The following is a 20,638-nucleotide window of genomic DNA, read 5'->3' as shown; positions in this document are numbered from 1 at the left end:
ATACCCTTTTTCAAGGTTAATGGAAAAATAGACATGTTCAGCCTTCTTAGGTATCGATCAATTTCTACACCAACCTACCCGAGAAGGTAAACATGTCTATTTTTGTTTTATGATAAACCAATGTTTACGGCGGAGATTCCAGGAATCGTGACTCGTGTGGAAGATGTAGAGACCAATATTGTTTTCTTCGGATTGAACACCCAGTCCATACGTGGCAGACCTTCATAGAAGCAGCACAAGCTCATGGGCTGCGCGTAGCTGAGCTCGGTCACGGCAGAATTCAGCGGTGACTCATTCAGGTATTGAGACAGCGGATATCGACAAGTCGCTGAGCATTATACGTGAATTACTGCGGGATCAAGCTGTTTAGACAGGCATTTCACACCCCCTTCGTTAGAAGGGGGAATTGTTAAGGTTTATAAAAGAATATAAAATCATCTGATTTTTTCAAATCTTTTAAAGGGAAAATATTTTCAAATAACAGAAAATTATTTAATATTAAAAAGACAGGCCTTGGGATGTATTGCCCATTATGGAAAAGGCTTGAAAACATGTGAAAGAGGGGGAAATGATTTGAAAAAAGGGAAAGGTTGGTTGAAGCCGTTGGCGTTGCTCTCGTTAACCGGCGCGCTGTTGGTCGGTTGCTCAAGCGGGAACAATGCTTCGCCAGGAACTGCAACACCAGCACCAACAAAAAAACCGGTGGAGCAGGTGGCTCCTCAGGCGACCAGTACGGATGATGAGAAGCCAGTAGACGGTGGAACGTTCACGCATTCTACCACGTCTGACATCGTCACGATCAATCCGATTTTCGGAAATGACACGGCATCTGGCGACGTGATGGAGTACACCCAGGCGTATTTGTACAATCGAAACCCGTCTTTTGATTTAGCGGTTTACCCTTGGTCCCTTGCAGCTGAGTTGCCGAAAGTAAGCGAAGATGGCCTCACCTATACAATCAAGATGAAGAATAATGCGAAATGGTCGGATGGAACGCCAATCACGGCAGACGACTTGATTTTTACCATTAATGCCATCAAAACTCCTGAGACTGGATCACCAGAAATTACGAAATACGACAAAGTTAAAGAGATGAAAAAACTGGATGATTACACCGTAGAAATCAAATTGACTCAATTGTACGCTCCGTTTGCTTTTGGATTAATGCAAAAGTTGGCACCAGCCCACGTGTTGAAAGACGTACCGTTTAAAGAATTGCAAGCACATTCTTACGGAAAAGATCCAGCCAAGACACCTACTTCCGGACCGTACAAATGGTCGGAGTGGAAACAAAAAGAATACCATGTACTAGATGCTAACCCAGATTACTGGGGGGAAAAGAAGCCGCATATCCAAAAGGTTGTGTACAAAATCTATGCGGATCAAAACACACAAGTACAGGCTCTGATGAAAGGCGACGTTGACTTGGTAGATTCCATTCCTGTCACACAGCTCGAAGCGGTGAAGGCGAAAGGAACAATCAACATCTCGACGGAGCCAGGTCCTAGCTATGAATACTTTGCCTTCAACTTCGACAAGAAGAACTTCCCTAACAACTACGGGTTGTTTGAAGGTCAAAAAACGCGTCAGGCCATCGCTCACGCAATCAATCGTCAAGGTATTATCGACAATATCTTGAAGGGAACCGGAAAAATTATGGATGCACCGTTCCTGCCAGGTACATGGGCAGACCCGGGCGATGCAGCAGTCCATTACGAATATAGTGCAGAGAAAGCAAAACAATTGCTGAAAGAAGACGGATGGGTAGCCGGGTCAGATGGAATCCTTGCCAAAGATGGCAATCGGTTCTCCTTTGAATTTATTTTCAACTCGGGGAACAGTCGTCGTGAACAGGCAGCGGTCGTTATTCAGCAAAACCTGAAAGAGATCGGAATTGAAGCGAAGCCAAAAGCATTAGACTTCTCGGCTCTTGTCGATCAGTATGCCAACCCTGGTAAATTCCAGGTTCTGTTACTCGGATGGCAATTGTCTGATCCAGATCCGGATGGCATTTCTACTTTCGGGAAAAAGGCATTCCCGCCTGGCAACAACGCTGGCTGGTACGACAATCCGAAGCTGGATGCGCTCTGGGAAAAAGCTGTATCCACGGTTAAACAAGAGGAGCGCGCAGCGATCTATAAAGAAGTCGGAAAAGAAATCTCGACGAACCTGCCATACGTATTCATGTATCAGTACGGAACGCCACGAGGCATGACTTCTCGCGTCAAATATAAGGATGAGTTTAAACCAGTATCCATGATTCCATATGGGGAGACCTTTGGCTTCCTGAACTGGTGGATCGACGATACCAAAAAATAAGCTCGGCTGGTAGCGGTTAGCAATAGGAAAAGGGGGAAGGGCAGCCTTATGTCCCTTCCCCTTTCAAACGAAAGGAGGATGCTGATTGACTGAATATTTAGTACGCCGCGTACTACAAGCCGTGCTTGTTTTATTTTTGATCACAGTGGTTTCGTTCGGACTCATGCATGCAGCACCCGGAGGACCGCTAAAAGTCATGCTCTCACCGGGAATGTCTCCTGAAGCACAGCTCATCCAGATGAAAAATATGGGGTTGGATCAGCCAGTCCATATTCAATACATGAAATGGGTCGGTAATTTGCTGCAAGGAGATTTGGGCCATACCTTTAAAAACAACGTTCCGGTTGGTGATATTTTATGGCCGACGGTCTGGAATACGTTTGTGCTCATGTCTGTAGCGTGGGGGCTTTCCATGCTGATCGCCATCCCGTGGGGGATCTACAACAGCACAAAGCAATACGGTCTATCTGACCAGATCGCCTCCATCGTTGCCTATCTCGGATTCGCGATGCCGACCTTCTGGTTTGGGATTATGCTACAGCAGTATTTCGCAATGCAGCTGAATCTGCTCCCACTATCTGACATGTACACGATGGGGAAAGAGGGACAATTCAGCGACCTCATTTTGCACTTGATTCTACCTGTTACGGTGTTAACACTGGTGAACATTGCTGCCTATGTCAAATATACGCGCGCCAGTATGCTGGAGGTTTTGGAGCAAGACTATATTCGGACGGCACGTGCCAAAGGGATGAAGGAAAGACGCGTTATTTTCCGCCATGCTCTGCGGAACGCACTGATTCCTGTTGTGACGATCATCGGATTGGATTTGCCGACTCTGGTAGCAGGTGCAGCATTGACAGAGAGTGTATTTAACTGGCCAGGCATGGGGCGTCTGTTTGTGGAAATGGCTGTAGCGCGTGAGTATTCGGTGTTGATGTCGATTACGTTGCTGATTTCCCTGATGGTGATTATCGGAAACCTGCTTGCCGATTTAATCTACGCACTGGTTGACCCACGAGTGCAGCTTGGACGCAAAGGAGGCAGGGCAGCATGAGTCAAGTACAGCTTCAAGATGACACTGTCGTTGAAACGAATCGAACGGGCGGACAGCTCCCGACGAATCCTGTCGGCCAAAAGCCTCCTGGACTCTGGACAACCGCGGGCAAAAAATTCATGCGCAATCCGTATGCCGTTGGTGGCTTGATCGTGCTCCTGTTTTTTATTGGGATTGCTGTGTTTGCCGATTGGGTTGCACCGCATGATCCGGCAAAGGTTGATTTTATGATTACCAACCTGCCTCCTGGAACAGAAGGGTATGTGCTCGGAACAGACGAGCTCGGTCGTGATATCTTGTCCCGCCTCATTCATAGCAGCCGGGTGTCTATGCTGGTCGGCTTCAGCGTCGCTTTTGCTGCGGTTGTAATCGGGACGCTGATTGGAGCGATTTCAGGCTATTTCGGAGGCTGGATTGATACCTGCTTCATGCGTCTCGTTGACGTGATGAACTCCATTCCGAGTCTGTTCTTTAACATTCTGGTTCTGGCGCTCTTCGGAGCGGAATTTATCTACATGATTCTGATTTTGTCGCTGACGAGCTGGACAAGTGTGGCGCGTCTGGTGCGCGGGCAGTTCTTGCAGCTACGGGAAATGCAGTATGTAGAAGCAGCGAGAGCGATTGGCGTTTCGCACTGGGGCATTATTACGCGCCACCTGATACGCAATGCAATGGCTCCCATCATCGTGTATGCGACTCTCATGGTTGGTTCCGCCATTCTGTCAGAGTCAGGTCTCTCGTATTTAGGCTTGGGGATTCAACCGCCTGAAACAAGCTGGGGATTAATGTTGAGCAAGGCACAGGAATTCATGCTGGTCGATCCTTTGCAAGCACTTTATCCTGGTCTTTGTATTTTGCTCGTAGTGCTAGCGGTTAACTTCGTCGGAGACGGTATCCGCGATGCATTCGACCCACGGAAGAAAAAGAAGAACCCGAAAAGGAGGCTGAACAAGTGGAACGCAACATCCTCGAAATAAAAAATTTGACCACTTGCTTCTTTACGGATGACGGCACGGTCAAGGCCACGGATCGAGTGAGCATCAACGTTGGCAAAGGACAGACGGTGTGCTTGGTAGGGGAATCCGGCAGTGGAAAGAGTGTGACGTCACTTGCGGTCATGCGACTGATTGATTATGCGGGCGGATTTATTCAGAGTGGGAACGTCATGTTTCACGGTCAGGATCTGGCTGCAAAGGACTTGGATGAAATGATGCACATTCGCGGAAACAAAATCGCGATGATCTTCCAAGACCCGATGTCGGCTCTCAATCCGGTGTTTACGGTAGGCGATCAAATTGCGGAGAGCTTGATGCTGCATCAAAATATGAACCAGATAGATGCGTTCAAAAAAGCGATCGAGATGCTTCGTCTGGTTGGGATCCCTGCGCCGGAAGTACGAGTGAAGCAGTACCCGCACGAAATGTCTGGAGGGATGTGCCAGCGTGTTGTCATTGCGATGGCCTTGGCCTGCAACCCGGAAATGCTGATAGCAGACGAGCCAACTACTGCTCTTGATGTAACGGTTCAGGCGCAAATTTTGGATTTGCTCAGACGGCTGCAAAAGGAATTGGGCATGTCGATTTTGCTGATCACCCATGATATGGGGGTAGCAGCAGAGATGGCGGATCGTATCGCGGTGATGTATGCAGGAACGATTGTGGAGGAGGGAACGGTCGAACGCATATTTGACGAGCCCCGGCATCCTTACACGATTGGCTTGCTGCAGTCCATTCCCGGATTTGAAGGGGAGCGCGGCAAAGAATTGTACACCATCCAAGGCACCATCCCAAGCATTACCCAATTGCCGACGGGCTGCCGTTTTCACCCGCGTTGTCCGCATGCGATTGACAAATGCCGCAAAGAAGAACCTATTTTGCGCGAGGTTGTTACGGGACAACAAGTGGCTTGCTGGCTGAATGAAGATGTCAGCAATCACTTCAGAATAAATCAGCGTGCCAATTCAGTCGCTGGAAGCAAAGCAGAGGTGAACCGCCAATGAACCGGGAATATTTGCTCGAAGCAAATCAAATCAAAAAGTATTTTCCGATTAAGGCCGGCTTGTTGAGCCGTGTCGTCGGTCATGTAAAAGCCGTAGATGATGTATCTTTCGGAATTCGGCCGGGGGAGACATTTGGGCTCGTAGGAGAATCAGGCTGCGGGAAGTCGACGCTGGGGCGTGTCGTGCTGAATTTGCAAAGGGCGACGAGCGGAGAAGTGCTGTTTGACGGAACCGATATCCATCAGGTGAACAGACAAGAGAATTTGAAGCTGAGACGGGATATGCAGATTATATTTCAAGACCCGTTTGGTTCGTTGAATCCACGATTTTTGGTAAGCGATATTATTGGAGAGCCGTTACGGGTTCATTTGCGTGCATCTGCAAAGGAAATGGATGAGCGGGTAGTCGAGCTGATGAGTCTGGTGGGACTCGATCCTTCGAGGAGAAATCGGTATCCGCATGAGTTTTCCGGCGGACAGCGGCAACGGATCGGTATTGCGCGGTCGATTGCACTCTCGCCACGGTTTATTGTGGCGGATGAAGCTGTTTCTGCACTGGATGTGTCCGTACAGTCACAGGTTTTGAACCTGATGATGAAATTACAAAAAGAGATGGGGCTGACCTATCTATTTATCGCGCATGGTCTGAATGTGGTACGCCATATTTCAGATCGGGTAGGCGTGATGTACTTGGGGAAAATGGTGGAGATTGCACGAACGGATGACTTGTTTGCACAGCCACTGCATCCGTATACGGCGGCTTTGTTGTCGGCGATTCCGAAGCCTACTCCGCATCGGCGACAAGAGCGGATCGTCCTGCAAGGAGATGTACCTTCTCCGGCCAATCCGCCGTCAGGTTGTCGTTTTCATCCTCGTTGTCCGATGGCGCAGGAGAGATGCAGCAAAGAGATTCCTGAGCTCATAGAGGTTGGGCAAGATCGGCAGGTCGCGTGTCATTTCCCTTTAGCATAGAGAGAGAAATAGCCACCCATGATGGGTGGCTTCTTCTATTCTCAAAGTAACTCGATAACGGTATACTGACATTGGCTGTTTGGGGAGGGAATGGTTCTGCAAAAAAGACGGTTCCAATGAATGGTTGGAGTAATCCCTCCTGAAAATCATAAATAGAACTCGTCCCATTGTTCGAATGTGTTTTATATATATAGGAAGATGGAGAATTGTTACATATAAATCAGTATCGCCGGATTGTATAGGGAATGGGGATATCTCCGCTATGGCTATATTAGGCTATGAACGGGAGGGATGCATGGTGCAACATAAAGGAAAATGGATAATCACCATTGCGATGGCGGTGTGTCTGATTGTGGTCTCTGATTTTGGAAATCAACAAACAATGGCGACTGGGCCAACTAAAAAGCTAGTGATAAACGAAGGCTTATACAAAATCAAAAAGGATAGAAGCTCCCTTCAAAAGCTTAGCAGTGATTGGGCGGATAATTTGATGTGGTAGGTGACTGGTTATATCAGTTATTACGCAGATGGTTACGGTCCTTTGTACAGGATCGATAGGAATGGCAAAAATCAAAAGAAGCTGATTGATCAGTTTGAGGAAGTTTATTTCTATCAGGATTGGATTTTTTACACCATTGAGAGTCGTCAACTCTACCAAATAAAGCGGGATGGGACGCAGAAAAAGCTTGTAAGCCAAGACAAGGACATGGCGCTTGTCGGTCTGTCTGGCGATTTCATTTACAAGGAAGGGAAGACTGCTCTCGTCAAGAAAGGGTTGCCACCAGCAGAGAATCCGATCATTGTTGCCAGGAACTATTTATATTACATTTCCTTACTAACGGTAGGCCGAATGAGCTTGATAGAAGACATATTCAATGTGGAAAAGGTAGCCCAAAAGGCTAAGTAAGGATAAGAGCCACCCCAAGACGGGTGGCTCTATTGTTATGGGCTAATTCCTCGGGGCATGAAGCTGACTTCTTTTTCTCTCCCACTTCTTGTACAGGAGCACGGAGCCAAACAAGAATGTAGAAGCGACGAGCGCGCCTACGGGCAACATGACCACCATTTCATCCGGAAAGACAAAGGGAAGCAGGGGAAACGCGTAGGCGGCTGGGATACGCATGCCGACGATGCGTAACAAAACAAGCATCAAAATCATGTCGAGCAGCGTGACAATCACCCACGAATCAATGGCAAAGTAGAGCAAAGTACCAACTGTAGCCGAAATGGTTAACACCAGACCGAGCTTGAAGGCCATCTTGCCGTTGAACATCGGCTTGTGAAGGGATTCATAGACAACGACGAGTATGGGTGGAATAACTGCTAACTGTGGGTAACCAGCCATCCAAGATAAACCAATCCACACGAATATCAAAATCAAGAACACGAGCATATACTGATACGGTATCTTCACTTTCTTCTCCAGACCGTCATTCAGTTTAAAGGCGAGAACGCCAAGCATGATGATGAAGGAAAGCATTACGACGGAGATCATAAATGACCATTCAACTGCATTCGTGACCAGAGGTAATAAGCCAGTGGCAAGGGACGGTCCAAAATTCGACTGGATGATTCTTAAAAAGAGCATCATGAGTACGAGTGTGATACTGACCTTTCCAAGGTATGGCAAGTCTACTTGATTTATCGCAAATCCGATTGCAGCCGTAATAGACGGAGCCACAAAAATTGTAGAGGGCTGTCTGATCCATCCCGGTTCTCGGTATACCCATATGCCAATCGCCATTGCTGCAATTTCTGGTAGAATCACTTCGGGATCATCGAGTATGACGGAAGCCGCTACCATGAGCAAGATAAGCACTATGGCAATGATATAGGAAAGAATGGTTTCATTCTTCGCTATCACTGAGTTCATCCTGACTAACTCCTTTTCATTTTGTTTATCTTTTATTATTGCAAGGATTATGAAAGCCGATTGTGCCAATGGGAGCAACATTGTCTGTAACAAAACCGTCACTAACAGTGGAAAAGCAGCACCCAGAAGAGGGTCTAAACAAAATCAAAACGGCATAAGGTAAGGGGTATTACCAAGACAGATGAAGGTCAAGATGAGCATTTCGTGTTTGATAGCGGTGAAAAATGGGCAGACCAATAAGGGAGCTTTACGTTACGAATTACACCTAGTATACCGATAGGGGGAACGTGCAATTGTTGAGTTCATTTAAACCATTGAAGAGAATTGAAGAAAACAGCAAGATTGTACAGCAGACGATACAGTACATAGGTAATCAAAAAGTCAGTACGATTACGATAGAAACGCCTAAAAAACTACCTAAATGTAGGTAGTTTTTTCCTATTTGTAGAATCTCAATACAATGTTAAAATAATGTAAAATCTTACCAGAAGGAGAGGTTTACAGGTGCTAAAGAAACTCGTGCAGAGCCATGTGAAAATTGTTTTTTCTGTTCTTGGCATCTTGTTCGTTCTGGTCTCATGGCTCATATTTGAAATTTTAAAAGGTTTGCTGCCAGATTTGATAGCAGTCATACATAAGTGGATGTTTCAACCGATCGAATGGCTGTTTATCCTAGCGCCGCCAAATGAGGAAAACAAACTAGCTTCATTAGCCTCTGTTCTAGGCTTGTCTATCTTGTATTCTGCTATTTTGGCAGGAATGGTATTCATCGTCTTGTTCATTTGCAACAAGATTAGAGGGAACGAAATCGAGTTTCAGATGGAAGTGAAATATTGTGAGAAAGAATTGGCCAATGCGATTTACAGCTTGGATGGCAGTGGTCAATCAACTGCTATTATTAATGCGAATGCGATCATGTTTATGAAGGCATTTGAAATGGAAGTAAAGACGATTTATGGATTGAAACCGGACGAGCTATGCTGTTATTGGATCGTACCTACGAATAATGACAAACAGTTTGAAGTGTTCTACTTAACCGAGTTGAAAGATTTTGACACAGTACGTACGCTACTACTGTCTTCCATGCTTCAAGAGGATTGCAGAATTGCCGATAAACAAGTAAAGGGACGTATTCAAAACACGGATATTGAACAATTTGCAATTGTAAAAAATTTCGGTAAGTTCAGGCTTGGATTCGCGGTCGCTGTTTACAAGAATGACACATTTACTCCCGAAAATATGCAGGAGTTCGAGCGGTTGACTACGTATATGTTATTATTAGGATTTGTTACCAAGTTTGTGAATAAGGTCAAAACCTTAAAGAGAGCTAGTTAGGAGTGGGATACGATGAAATTAGCTGAGTTCTTCGCGAAAAGAGGCAACGAAACTGCTGTTTACTCGAAAAATCTCTCTTCCAAGAAGAAGATTCCCAACAGCAAATTTACTCCTGGCTTCGCTAGCTTAAAACAGATTGTAGATGAGCATAGTCCGAATGAGCGACATGATAATAAAGTGGTTGGAGGAAAATGACACTGCCTGTGAGCAGTGTTATTTTTTGTTTCGGGGTACTTGGGATAGAGGAAAAGCCACCTGATGAGGGTGGCTTTAGTTTTGGGAGATCTCTACACTTTGTTTGCTCTTTCTGTGGGACCAAATTAGGACAGGGACCAGCAACAGCGATAAAGCGCCTCCGGCAAGTGAAAGGGTTGCGTAGCTGGCATTGGCGACGACCATACCAGACAGGGCTCCGCCGGATGCACCAGCCAAGGCAATCAAGACATCAACCGTTCCCTGCGTTTTCGCACGAGTGGCGGGCTGTGTTGCATCCACAATAAGCGCTGTGCCACTAATTAATCCAAAATTCCAGCCCAGTCCGAGCAACACAAGAGCGGTGATGAGTAGCGGCATCGAATCGGCCGGCGCAAAAGCAGCAGTCATGCTGGCTGCAAGCAGTATGACACCTGATGCATATGCCATTGTGGAGCGACCGATCTTGTCAACGAGTACACCCGTCAAGAGCGAGGGGAGGTACATCGCACCAATATGAAAACCGATGACGATGCCTACTTCAGAGAGACCATGTCCGTGGTGCTTCATATGTACAGGTGTCATCGTCATAATTGCGACCATGACGATCTGCGTCAAAATCATGACAGTGGCTCCCACGATGATGCCCCGGTTGTTGCTTGCAAGATGATTCTCATTCATACAGGACGGAGAGCTCTGATCCACCTGTTGTGCTTCGGCGATTGCTTTCGATACGATGAACGGGTCCGGTCGAAGCAGTACCCAAAATACGAGACCAGCGAGGATGAAGGCTGCGGCTCCCAAGATGAACGGACCAGCCAGTGCGGGGACACCGATAGATGTAGCGAATCGCCCCATGACTTCCACCAGATTTGGTCCTGCAACCGCCCCGAATGTAGTGGAGACCATGGCAATACTCACGGCAGTCGCTCGCTGTTTAGGCTTTGCCAAGTCTGTGCCTGCATAGCGGGCCTGCAGGTTAGTGGCGGTGCCAGCCCCATACAGAATTAAGGAAGCAAACAGAAGGACAATACTGTTTGCGACGGCTGCGATAACCACCCCAATTGCGCCAATACCTCCGGCTAAGAATCCACTAGCGAGCCCCAAACGGCGTCCAAAGCGTTGAGAGAGTCGACCCACCAGCAATGCAGCGACAGCAGAGCCAAACGTGAGCAATGCGGAAGGGATGCCCGCGAGGCTTTCCGAACCGAGCATATCCTGAGCGAGGAGAGCCCCCACGGTGACACCTGCCGCAAGTCCTGCACCGCCGAAAATTTGTGAGATGACTACAATCCAGAGCGTTCGTTTGTATAGTCTTTGCTGTTTATCTGGGGAGTCGATGTAGCTTTGTAAATCTTTAGGTTTGAGTGACATCTGATCCACCTTTCTATAGAGCAAAAGCTTTCGTGAAGTTATGAAATTTCAGTCATCCCTGCGGGTGGAAGTGACTGGGGAATTTGCATTCAGTATAGTATTGGCGACGGGTAAACACAAGGAGAATCCAGCTTAGGAAACACTTTGCAAAAGCAAAAACACCGGACATTTTCGATCCGGTCAGCGTGTAGAGAAAGTCCCCTCCCTAAAAGGGGACTTTTCCATGTGGTTTTAGACGAGAGGTTCTCAAGCAAGAAGTGGGATGATGAAAGCAAACGGGCAGGATCATGTAATGCTAGGCACCATCTGTATGCCGTGGCACAACTGTGTTTAATACCTTCAGATCAAGATGACTTATGCGCTCAGGATCGGAGATTAAGTCGACTTCGGTAATCTTTCCGTGAGTCATTGTAAATTTGAGTACATAAAGCAATTTTCCTTGAGGAGCCACAATGATTCCTACTGTTCTGTTAACGAGGGCTAGTTGTGCAGCTTTCTGTGCACGTCCCGAAACTTGTTTCGCTAGAGCAACCGCGCCTCGCGTTACTCTTGAAGATCCTGTTTGACGATCGTCACGAAGAATAACGTGCGGATCGAGCGCGGCTACTAGAGTATCGAAATCGCCTGCATGCGCTGCAGCAAGAAAAGCTTGAACGACGTCGCGTTGGAGAGCAAGGTCTACTTCCTCCATTGCTTTCGCCCCGCGAACCCGGTGGCGTGCCCTGCTCGCAAGTTGTCTTGTAGCGACCTCCGACTTACCTAAAATAGGCGCAATCTCATTGAAGGGCATGGCGAAAACATCGTGCAGGACGAACGTGATGCGTTCCGCAGGGTTCAAATTACCAAGCACGACTAGCAGTGCAATACCGACAGAATCTGCCAATATGGCTTCTTGTTCGGGGTCAATAATATTCTCTTGGCTTGTGAAAGCATCGGGCAATTGAGTTTCTATCGATTCTTCGCGCCTAGATTTTCGCGATCGTAACATGTCGAGACAAACCCGTGAAACAACGGTGGTCAACCATCCTCCCATGTTCTCAATGCCGCTTGCATCCACACGACTAAGACGTAACCAAGACTCCTGTACCGCATCCTCCGCTTCGTTCAATGATCCAAGCATTCGATAAGCGACTGCCTGAAGGTGCTTTCGGTGTGATTCGAATATATTTGCCAACCAAACCTGTTCGCTCATCTTTCAAACTCCCTCGCACAAAAATAAAAAGGCCTATATAAATTCTGACGGATGAACTCTTAGCAATGTGACAAATACCGATCATTTAATTTTGTCACAAGTCCGGGGGGGCGAGCCGTCAACATAGTAAGGAGCCTAAATCGGTTCTAAGAAAAATAAGAGGAGTGCTTCACATGCAATCAAGAATGGATAGTCCGGCTATGATCGTTCCCGATGCGACTCAAGCTTTACAAGCCTTGGGCAAATCTCTATTTACATCCGCAGAGAAAACGGGTATTCCGAGCCGTACGCTCTTCCTTACCTATCTTCGGGCAAGCCAAATCAATGGGGACAGTGTATGCGTCGAACTTCATTCGCGTAATGCCTTGGCGGTAGGTGAATCTACAGAGCGTCTACTGGCCGTATCGGCATGGCGTGAAACACAATACTTTAATGATACCGAGCGTGCTGCCCTTGCTCTCAGTGAAGCTGTTACCCGGCTCAATGATCGAGTAGATCCCGTACCCGATGAAATATTTAATGAGGCAGCCCGACATTTTGATGGCCTGGCACTGGCGACTCTGATCGCCGGGATCGCCACGGCCAACCTATGGAATCGACTTAACGTTTCTACCAGACAGATCGTAACAGTTTCTGCGAGCGAATAATTGAAAGTGGGTGCTACATTATGGCAACAGTATTATATATTACGGCAAATCCACATGATTATGAAAAATCATACAGCATGTTAGTAGGTAAAGAGTTTGTACAGACTTATCGAGCTGCAAATCCAAATGATGCAGTTATTCATCTTGATCTGTATAAAATGGATGTACCGCAACTTGATTCCGACGTTTTTAGTGGTTGGGGCAAACTGAAAGCAGGTATTGCATTTGATCAATTGACCGAAGTGGAGATAAGGAAACTCAGCCGTATGGATGAGTTGGTTGATCAATTTGTTGCCGCAGATAAATATATATTTGTTACTCCGATTTGGAATTATTCGTATCCACCGGTTATGAAGTCATACATTGACTCCATTTGCATAGCGGGTAAAACCTTTAAATATTTACCGGATGTCGGCCGAGTTGGCTTGCTGAGTGATAAAAAAGCCGTTCATATTCAAGCTAGCGGAAGTTTCTTGTCACCATGCTCAGAGGATGCAGACTTAGAAATGGGTCACCGCCACCTGAAGGCCATTATGGAATTCGTTGGAGTTCCTACTTTTGAGGCGATATTTGTGGAGGGCATGGCCGCGAAACCCGAGCAAGAGCCTGCGATAAAAGAAAAGGCGATTCAACAAGCGCGCGAAGTTGCCATGAAATTTTGACGATTTTCCCCTTTTGGGGGAATGGAAAAAGAGGATAGCCTGCACCTAACTTGCTTTTGCTAGGTGTAGTGCTATCCTTTTTTTCATTCATTTTCCTACGATAAGCAATAGCTCACGGAGGTTTTGTATGAGAATTTGATTTTCCTCCAGCGTACCTACACTGATTCGAATATACTCCGGTAACCCCCAAGTGTCTCCGTAACGCAAAATGATTCCTCTTTCCAGCAGCTCTTGATAAATCCTACCTGCATTTGGTCCCAATTTTGCCAAGATAAAATTAGACATACTCACGGTATAGGGGATATTCATTTCATCGAATGCATCATACAGCTGCTTGCGGCCTTTGGTGTTTTCCGTGAGGGATTTTTCAAAATGCTCCACATCTCCAAGGGCGGTAATTGCGGCTGTTTGTGCCAAAGAATTGACGTTAAACGGCTCTTTTACTTTCAGGATTTTTTGGATCACGGATGGGTGAGCGACGCCAAATCCGACGCGAATACCGGCAAGCGCGTAAATTTTCGAGAAGGTTTGCAAGACGAGAACAGGATATCCTTGGCGGACGAATTCAATACCCGTTGTGTAATCGTCAGCCGTTGCATAGTGACTGTAAGCAGCGTCGAGTACCACAAGCACCCCGTCTGGCAATTGGTCTAGCAATGCCGTCAAGTCCTGACGAGTCAAATAGGTGCCTGTCGGGTTGTTTGGGGAACAAAGGTAGACAAGTTTTGTTCGATTTGTGATGGCTGCCAAAATAGCAGAGACATTGAATGCATAATCGGCCTTAAGCGGAACCGTTTTGATGACAGCTCCCATAATATGTGCGCCAAATTCATATTCGCTAAAAGTCGGCGAAGGCACGACGATTTCGTCCTCGGGCTCCAAATAGGTTTCGGAAATGAGCTTGATCAGTTCGTCACCGCCATTCGTGACGATTAAATGCTCTGGACTTAACTCAAGGTGATCAGCCAAGTGCCCTTTCAGCGTCGTTGTATGGGCATCCGGGTAACGATGCAGCTCCGGGAGCGCACCGAGAATGGCGCGGATGATCTTTGGAGATGGGCCGAGTGGATTTTCATTTGAGGCTAATTTAAGGATATGGGAGAGTCCGTACATTTTTTTCATCTCCCAAATCGGCATTCCAGGCTGATAGGATTGTATCTTTTCTAGTGCTTTTCGCGATTGTGTAGTGGGCAGTTGTTTCATCTATATGGCCTCCAAAACTTCATGGTAGCAACACTGTAAGTGAAATCTCCAGCAGTGTAACCAGCCAATTCGCGAAAGATGAAACAGACCAATTACGAGGAAGGACACAAATTGGATGGTTTATAAAAGTCAAGATTGGATCATGAAGGAAGGAGCTGCTTCCTTTATAATCAGCCCAGAAACATCACTCATTCAAACAACTCGGAAGGATAGTGAGGTGGGAAAAATGTTGATTCAAGGGCAAACGCCGCTCTTTAACGGGCTGAGAAAGCATGCCCAGAAGAATCCAATCCAATTCCATATACCAGGTCATAAGAAAGGGAAAGGGATGGATCCTGAATTTCGATGGTTCATGGGGAAAAATGCACTTTCCATCGATTTGATTAACATTGAACCATTGGACGATTTGCATCAACCAAAAGGAATTATCAAACAAGCGCAGGAATTGGCTGCTGAAGCCTTTGGCGCTGATCACACCATATTTTCTGTTCAAGGTACGAGCGGAGTCATTATGACCATGATTATGGCGGTATGTAATCCCGGCGATAAGATCATCGTGCCACGGAATGTACACAAATCTATCATGAGCGGAATTGTTTTATCGGGTGCGACTCCTATCTTTTTACATCCAGAAATAGACCCTGTCTTCGGGATCTCACATGGAATCACACCGCAAGCTGTGGAAAAAGCATTAGAACAGCATCCCGATGCAAAGGCAGTTTTAGTCATCAATCCAACCTATTTCGGAATTGCCGGTGACTTGAAGAGTATCGTGCAAGTTGCGCATGCCAGAGGAGTGCCTGTACTTGTAGATGAAGCGCATGGCTCACATGTCCACTTCCATCCCAAGCTTCCACTATCGGCGATGCAAGCTGGTGCAGATATGGCAGCAAGCAGTATGCATAAATTAGGAGGCTCTCTGACGCAGAGTTCGTTGTTGAACATTCAGGGGAATCTCGTTTCGATTCAGCGTGTACAAGCTATCTATAGCATGCTCACGACGACATCCACTTCCTATTTACTGCTCGCTTCGCTCGATGTGGCGAGAAAGCGGCTGGTTACATCCGGAAAAACGCTATTGGATCAAACGATTCAGCTGGCAAACGAAGCACGAGCACAAATCAATAAAATTAATCATTTGTACTGCATTGGGAGAGAAATTATCGGGACAAATGGAGCGTTTGCACATGATCCGACCAAGCTGGTCATCTCGGTAAAAGACCTCGGCATTACGGGATATGAAGCTGAAAAATGGCTCCGTGATCGCTATAACATTGAAGTAGAGCTATCTGACCTGTACAACATCGTTTGTATTATCACACCAAGCGATACGAAAGAAGATTTGCAAATCCTTGTCTATGCCTTGGAGGAGCTGGCTGCCGGGTCCGAGGATCAAGGAAACAGAAGAAGCCGCCCGAAAATGCAGCTTCCCAAAATACCGGTACTGGCTGTCACTCCTCGCGATGCATTTTACGCACCGACAGAAATGATTCCTGTTGAACAATCCGTGGGAAGAATCATCGCGGAGTTTGTCATGGTATATCCACCAGGTATTCCGATCTTTATCCCGGGTGAAATCATTTCGGAAGAGAACCTTATCTATACGAAGAAAAACATCGAGGCAGGTTTACCTGTACAAGGCTTTGAAGACCCCACGCTACAAACCATACGTGTTATCAAGGAATAACCGAACAATAGGAGGAAAGGCCGCCTTGGGGTGGCCTTTTTCTTTTTATGTCCAAAAAGTGTCCAAAATGCAGCGGATTCTTGAACATGGCTGGTTGATCCACTTTGTCATTGGCTGGTGACACTCCATTGGTCCGGCTTTAGAGTAAGACTTGTTTCAATAGTACCCGTGCATGGTGATAGGAGATGAGGACAAGGACATGAAGACGTCCAAGACAGTACGCTGTATGTCATTTTTGTTCATGTTCATCCTGCTGTTCTTGACGACCGGTTGCGCTGATAGCTATATCGTGCTCGATCCGAAAGGACCCATTGGTGAACAGCAAAAGGACTTAATGATTTTATCCACGCTTTTAACGTTAATTGTGATTGTTCCTGTACTAATTCTTACTTTTGTCATTGTATGGCGATACCGTGACAGAGAAGGAAGAAAGGCGAAGTACACGCCTAATTGGGAACACAGTACGAAACTGGAAATCATTTGGTGGGGCATTCCCATCATCATTATTACGTTAATTGGGATCGTGACAGTTCAGTACACGTATTCTTTGGAGCCATCCAAACCGTTGGAATCCGAGAAGAAACCGATCACGATTCAAGTGACGAATTTGGATTGGAAGTGGCTGTTCCAATATCCTGAACAAGGCATTGCCACTGTGAACTACGTCCAATTCCCAGAGGATACGCCAGTACGCATTGAAGTGACATCTGACGCCCCGATGAATTCATTCTGGATTCCACAGCTTGGCGGTCAGATTTATGCCATGTCCGGCATGTCTATGACTCTTTACCTGCAAGCAGATGAGCAGGGTGAGTACATGGGATCTGGTGCGAACTTTACCGGAAAAGAATTTGCGAGGATGTTCTTTACAGCGAATGCGACTTCCCAAGAAGACTTTGATCAATGGGTGAATCAGGTGAAAAATACTTCCCCTGAGCTGACGCTGGATGGTTACAAAGAGCTGACCAAACAAGGAACATCGGATGTACGCTATTTCTCCGCTTTCCCTGAAGGATTGTACGAGATGACTGTGACCAAATATGCTGCTTCACACAATCACGGCTTATCTACGAGAGTGCAACCGCCAGCGCGGGTGAAAGAATAGTCGGTTGAAATTGAAAGAGGGAGGAGAGAGACAACGATGTGGGAGAGTGTGAAAGAATTCGCCTCTGAATTTTTCGTAACAGGCGATCCACTTATTTACGGTGCGGACGTCAGCATTGTGCTCAGTATCATCGCAATCGTATCGGTGCTGACTTACTTTAAAAAATGGGGATGGCTCTGGCGCGAATGGCTGACAACTGTCGATCACAAAAAGATCGGTATCATGTACATTCTTGCTTCCGTTCTCATGCTGTTTCGAGGAGGGGTAGATGCTCTCCTGATGCGGGCTCAGCTCGTCATGCCTGAGATGCAGTTTTTGAGTGGGGATCACTACAATCAGATTTTTACGACGCATGGCGTCATTATGATTCTGTTTATGGCGATGCCGCTTATGTTTGGTTTGTTCAATGTTATCGTGCCACTGCAACTCGGTGCACGTGACGTAGCCTTTCCGTTTCTGAATGCGCTCAGCTTCTGGCTGTTTTTCTCAGGGGCGATGCTGTTTAACTTGTCCTTCGTCATCGGGGGTTCCCCGGATGCGGGATGGCTGGCTTATCCGCCGTATTCGGAGTTAGCCTTTAACCCGGGACCAGGTCAGGATTTCTACATTTGGGGGATTCAGATCTCAGGTATTGGTAGTTTGATGACCGGGATTAACTTTATTGTGACGATCTTGAAAGTGCGTGCTCCTGGTATGACGTTGATGAAAATGCCGATGTTTTCCTGGTCAGTTTTGTCGAGTTGTATCGCAATCGTTTTCGCATTCCCAATCTTGACGGTTACATTGGCACTGCTGTTTATCGATCGCTATTTGGGGGGACACTTCTTCACCTTGGATGGCGGCGGTAATCCGATGATGTACATCAACCTGATTTGGATGTGGGGTCACCCGGAAGTATATATTATTGTTCTGCCAGCGTTCGGGATTTTCTCCGAGATCGTTGCGACGTTCTCTCGGAAAAAGCTGTTTGGCTATAAATCCATGGTGTTCGCGATGATCATCATTAGCGTTCTCTCGTTTCTCGTATGGGCTCACCATTTCTTCACAATGGGCTCCGGTGCGGACGTCAATGCGTTCTTCGCGGTCACGACAATGTTGATTGCGATTCCGACAGGTGTGAAAGTGTTTAACTGGCTGTTTACGATGTTCCGAGGAAAAATTACGTTCGAAACGCCGATGCTGTGGACGGTCGGGATTATCCCGAACTTCGTCATTGGTGGGATGACGGGTGTACTTCTGTCCGTAGCACCTGCTGACTTCCAATATCACAACAGCTACTTCCTCGTTGCACACTTCCACCAAGTAATCATTGCGGGTGTCGTGTTTGGATTCTTCGCTGGCTTGTACTACTGGTGGCCGAAGATTTTTGGCTTCAAGCTAAATGAGCGTATTGGCCGTTGGGCTTTCTGGCTGTGGAACATCGGGTTCTACTTGTGCTTCATGCCGCAATACGCATTGGGCTTGATGGGTATGACACGTCGTCTTTACACGTATGGCTGGGACAAAGGCTGGTTCGAAATGAACCTGGTATCGACGATCGGTGCCGTAATCATGGGTGCTGCATTCCTTGTCCAGATTTGGGACATTGCACACAGTATCAAGCACATGAAGAAAGATACAACAGGTGATCCATGGAATGCTCGTACATTGGAGTGGTCGATTCCTTCTCCAGCTCCATTCTATAACTTTGCTGTAATGCCGCAGGTAACGTCTCAAGATGATTGGCATGAAAGAAAGCTGCGCATCGAGCAAGGCTTGGAAAAGCCGACGAAAGTAGAGCTGGAGCCGATTCATATGCCGAAAAACTCCGGTATTCCGATCGTGATGTCCATGTTCTGGTTCTTTGTCGGATTCGGTTTGATTTTTGATTGGCTATGGATGGCTGTACCAGGGTTTATCGGTGTACTTGGGTGTATGGTTGTTCACTCGTTTAACCACGACACGGACTATTATGTCACGGTGGAAGAGATTAAACGTACAGAGGCGGAAGCAGGGAGGGTGATTACGTAATGGCTAATGTGAATGCTGGACATCATGATCATCATCCAGACCAAGAGGAATTGCGCACGTTTGCCTTTTGGATCTACCTCATGACGGATGTTATCTTGTTCGCTACCTTGTTTGCGACGTATATCGTACTGCAAGGCAACACGGATGGTGGTCCAGGTCCTAAAGATCTTTTCCAGATGAATGGTATTTACGCGAGTACGTTTATTTTGCTGACCAGTAGCTTTACGAGCGGTCTTGCCATTCTCGCGATGAATAAGGGCAATCGTTTTGCTTTGATGAACTGGCTGGGGGTTACCGTATTTTTGGGAGCATCCTTCTTGTTCCTGGAAATCAATGAGTTCATGCACCTCGTAAGCGAAGGGGCAACGATTAGCACGAGTGCATTCCTGACTGCTTTTTACACGCTGGTAGGAACGCATGGCTTGCACGTGGCGCTCGGTATTGGGTGGATGATCATCGTCATCATGCAAATTGCGAAGCATGGCATTACACCAGTGACGAAACGAAAAGTAAATATTATCAGCTTGTTCTGGCATTTCCTTGATGTTGTTTGGATTTTCGTCTTCACCATCGTGTATGTGATGGGGGTGAATTAATTGAGCAAGCAATCTGTACATGGCACGACAGAACAACACGGCGGTCATGGTTCCCTGAAATCGTATGTGATTGGTTTCGTCTTGTCGCTTGTACTCACAATCATTCCCATTCTGGCCCTAGAAAACGGTTGGTTGGATAGCGATAAGAGACTCATCATCTATTTAGTTGCGGCTCTGTTCCAGTTTATTGTCCAGTTATTCTTCTTCATGCATCTGAAGGAAGAGGATAAACCACGTTACAACTTGATGTCGCTCTTACTCGGGCTATTTATCGTATTCCTCATCGTGATCGGGTCGATTTGGATCATGATGTACAACATGGTCGCCCTATAATGACGTAAATTCAATCGGGGGGCGTACTGCTGTACGCCCTGATTCTCGGTTGCAGGGCGTCCCTTTTTTGTAAGGTAACGTTA

Annotated in this window: 20 protein-coding genes; 16 read left to right on the top strand and 4 right to left on the bottom strand. The window is 46.8% G+C overall.

The window, feature by feature from the left end; all coding sequences use genetic code 11:
• Window positions 1-573 precede the first annotated feature (573 nt).
• The 7 genes from ACKKE8_RS28230 (at window position 574) to ACKKE8_RS28200 (ending at window position 7,253) form a co-directional block, all read left to right on the top strand.
• On the top strand, window positions 574-2,319 hold the full coding sequence (locus ACKKE8_RS28230) for a peptide-binding protein (RefSeq protein ID WP_409175925.1): 1,746 nt from the start codon (window positions 574-576) through the stop codon (window positions 2,317-2,319).
• A gap of 85 nt (window positions 2,320-2,404) precedes the next feature.
• Complete coding sequence (locus tag ACKKE8_RS28225) at window positions 2,405-3,376, top strand: ABC transporter permease (RefSeq protein ID WP_409175924.1); 972 nt, start codon at window positions 2,405-2,407, stop codon at window positions 3,374-3,376.
• Window positions 3,373-4,353: an ABC transporter permease gene (locus tag ACKKE8_RS28220; protein ID WP_409175923.1), complete on the top strand. Its 981-nt coding sequence runs from the start codon at window positions 3,373-3,375 to the stop codon at window positions 4,351-4,353. Before ACKKE8_RS28225 ends, ACKKE8_RS28220 begins: the two co-directional genes overlap by 4 nt.
• On the top strand, window positions 4,329-5,375 hold the full coding sequence (locus ACKKE8_RS28215) for an ABC transporter ATP-binding protein (RefSeq protein WP_409175922.1): 1,047 nt from the start codon (window positions 4,329-4,331) through the stop codon (window positions 5,373-5,375). The genes ACKKE8_RS28220 and ACKKE8_RS28215 overlap by 25 nt, the downstream gene beginning before the upstream one ends.
• Window positions 5,372-6,346, top strand: coding sequence for an ABC transporter ATP-binding protein (locus ACKKE8_RS28210; RefSeq protein WP_409175921.1), 975 nt, complete (start codon window positions 5,372-5,374; stop codon window positions 6,344-6,346). The genes ACKKE8_RS28215 and ACKKE8_RS28210 overlap by 4 nt, the downstream gene beginning before the upstream one ends.
• A 295-nt stretch (window positions 6,347-6,641) precedes the next feature.
• Entirely contained in the window at window positions 6,642-6,845 is a 204-nt protein-coding gene (locus ACKKE8_RS28205; RefSeq protein WP_409175920.1) for a hypothetical protein, read from the top strand.
• Entirely contained in the window at window positions 6,846-7,253 is a 408-nt protein-coding gene (locus ACKKE8_RS28200; RefSeq protein ID WP_409175919.1) for a DUF5050 domain-containing protein, read from the top strand. It begins immediately after the preceding gene.
• Window positions 7,254-7,295: 42 nt separating this feature from the next.
• Here the strand turns inward: ACKKE8_RS28200 and ACKKE8_RS28195 are convergent, their stop codons facing one another.
• Window positions 7,296-8,219, bottom strand: a complete 924-nt coding sequence (locus ACKKE8_RS28195; protein WP_409175918.1) for a hypothetical protein — start codon at window positions 8,217-8,219, stop codon at window positions 7,296-7,298.
• Window positions 8,220-8,723: 504 nt separating this feature from the next.
• On the opposite strand from ACKKE8_RS28195, the gene ACKKE8_RS28190 reads away from it, so the two are divergent.
• A complete protein-coding gene (locus ACKKE8_RS28190; RefSeq protein WP_007723977.1) occupies window positions 8,724-9,554 on the top strand; it encodes a hypothetical protein in 831 nt (276 codons plus the stop codon).
• A gap of 12 nt (window positions 9,555-9,566) precedes the next feature.
• Window positions 9,567-9,749 carry a hypothetical protein gene (locus ACKKE8_RS28185; protein ID WP_007723975.1) on the top strand — a complete coding sequence of 61 codons (183 nt, stop codon included), beginning with the start codon at window positions 9,567-9,569 and terminating at the stop codon, window positions 9,747-9,749.
• Between the two features lie 75 nt (window positions 9,750-9,824).
• On the opposite strand, the gene ACKKE8_RS28180 is transcribed toward ACKKE8_RS28185, so the two are convergent.
• Together ACKKE8_RS28180 and ACKKE8_RS28175 are read right to left on the bottom strand one after the other, a co-directional pair.
• A complete protein-coding gene (locus tag ACKKE8_RS28180) occupies window positions 9,825-11,120 on the bottom strand; it encodes an MFS transporter (protein ID WP_409175917.1) in 1,296 nt (431 codons plus the stop codon).
• Window positions 11,121-11,415: 295 nt separating this feature from the next.
• Window positions 11,416-12,312 (bottom strand): sigma-70 family RNA polymerase sigma factor, encoded by an 897-nt coding sequence (locus ACKKE8_RS28175; RefSeq protein WP_409175916.1) that lies wholly within the window; start codon window positions 12,310-12,312, stop codon window positions 11,416-11,418.
• A gap of 173 nt (window positions 12,313-12,485) precedes the next feature.
• Between ACKKE8_RS28175 and ACKKE8_RS28170 the strand changes: the two genes are divergently transcribed.
• Both ACKKE8_RS28170 and ACKKE8_RS28165 read left to right on the top strand, forming a co-directional pair.
• Window positions 12,486-12,959 (top strand): carboxymuconolactone decarboxylase family protein, encoded by a 474-nt coding sequence (locus ACKKE8_RS28170; RefSeq protein ID WP_409175915.1) that lies wholly within the window; start codon window positions 12,486-12,488, stop codon window positions 12,957-12,959.
• A gap of 20 nt (window positions 12,960-12,979) precedes the next feature.
• Window positions 12,980-13,621, top strand: a complete 642-nt coding sequence (locus ACKKE8_RS28165) for an NAD(P)H-dependent oxidoreductase (protein WP_409175914.1) — start codon at window positions 12,980-12,982, stop codon at window positions 13,619-13,621.
• Window positions 13,622-13,708: 87 nt separating this feature from the next.
• Here the strand turns inward: ACKKE8_RS28165 and hisC are convergent, their stop codons facing one another.
• Entirely contained in the window at window positions 13,709-14,824 is a 1,116-nt protein-coding gene (hisC, locus tag ACKKE8_RS28160) for a histidinol-phosphate transaminase (protein WP_409175913.1), read from the bottom strand.
• A 229-nt stretch (window positions 14,825-15,053) separates the two neighbouring features.
• On the opposite strand from hisC, the gene ACKKE8_RS28155 reads away from it, so the two are divergent.
• The 5 genes from ACKKE8_RS28155 (at window position 15,054) to cyoD (ending at window position 20,555) form a co-directional block, all read left to right on the top strand.
• A complete protein-coding gene (locus tag ACKKE8_RS28155) occupies window positions 15,054-16,511 on the top strand; it encodes an aminotransferase class I/II-fold pyridoxal phosphate-dependent enzyme (protein WP_409179218.1) in 1,458 nt (485 codons plus the stop codon).
• A 199-nt stretch (window positions 16,512-16,710) separates the two neighbouring features.
• Window positions 16,711-17,616 (top strand): ubiquinol oxidase subunit II, encoded by a 906-nt coding sequence (gene cyoA, locus ACKKE8_RS28150; protein WP_409175912.1) that lies wholly within the window; start codon window positions 16,711-16,713, stop codon window positions 17,614-17,616.
• A gap of 36 nt (window positions 17,617-17,652) precedes the next feature.
• Window positions 17,653-19,626: a cbb3-type cytochrome c oxidase subunit I gene (locus tag ACKKE8_RS28145; RefSeq protein WP_409175911.1), complete on the top strand. Its 1,974-nt coding sequence runs from the start codon at window positions 17,653-17,655 to the stop codon at window positions 19,624-19,626.
• Complete coding sequence (cyoC, locus tag ACKKE8_RS28140; protein WP_409175910.1) at window positions 19,626-20,222, top strand: cytochrome o ubiquinol oxidase subunit III; 597 nt, start codon at window positions 19,626-19,628, stop codon at window positions 20,220-20,222. Before ACKKE8_RS28145 ends, cyoC begins: the two co-directional genes overlap by 1 nt.
• Window positions 20,223-20,555, top strand: coding sequence for a cytochrome o ubiquinol oxidase subunit IV (gene cyoD, locus ACKKE8_RS28135; RefSeq protein WP_007723955.1), 333 nt, complete (start codon window positions 20,223-20,225; stop codon window positions 20,553-20,555). It abuts the gene before it with no gap.
• Window positions 20,556-20,638 lie beyond the last annotated feature (83 nt).

This window comes from Brevibacillus fortis, from assembly GCF_046196545.1.
Taxonomy (GTDB): Bacteria; Bacillota; Bacilli; order Brevibacillales; family Brevibacillaceae; genus Brevibacillus; species Brevibacillus fortis_A.
Note: the sequence above shows the minus strand (reverse complement) of the source record. Positions and strands in the feature narration are given on the sequence as shown.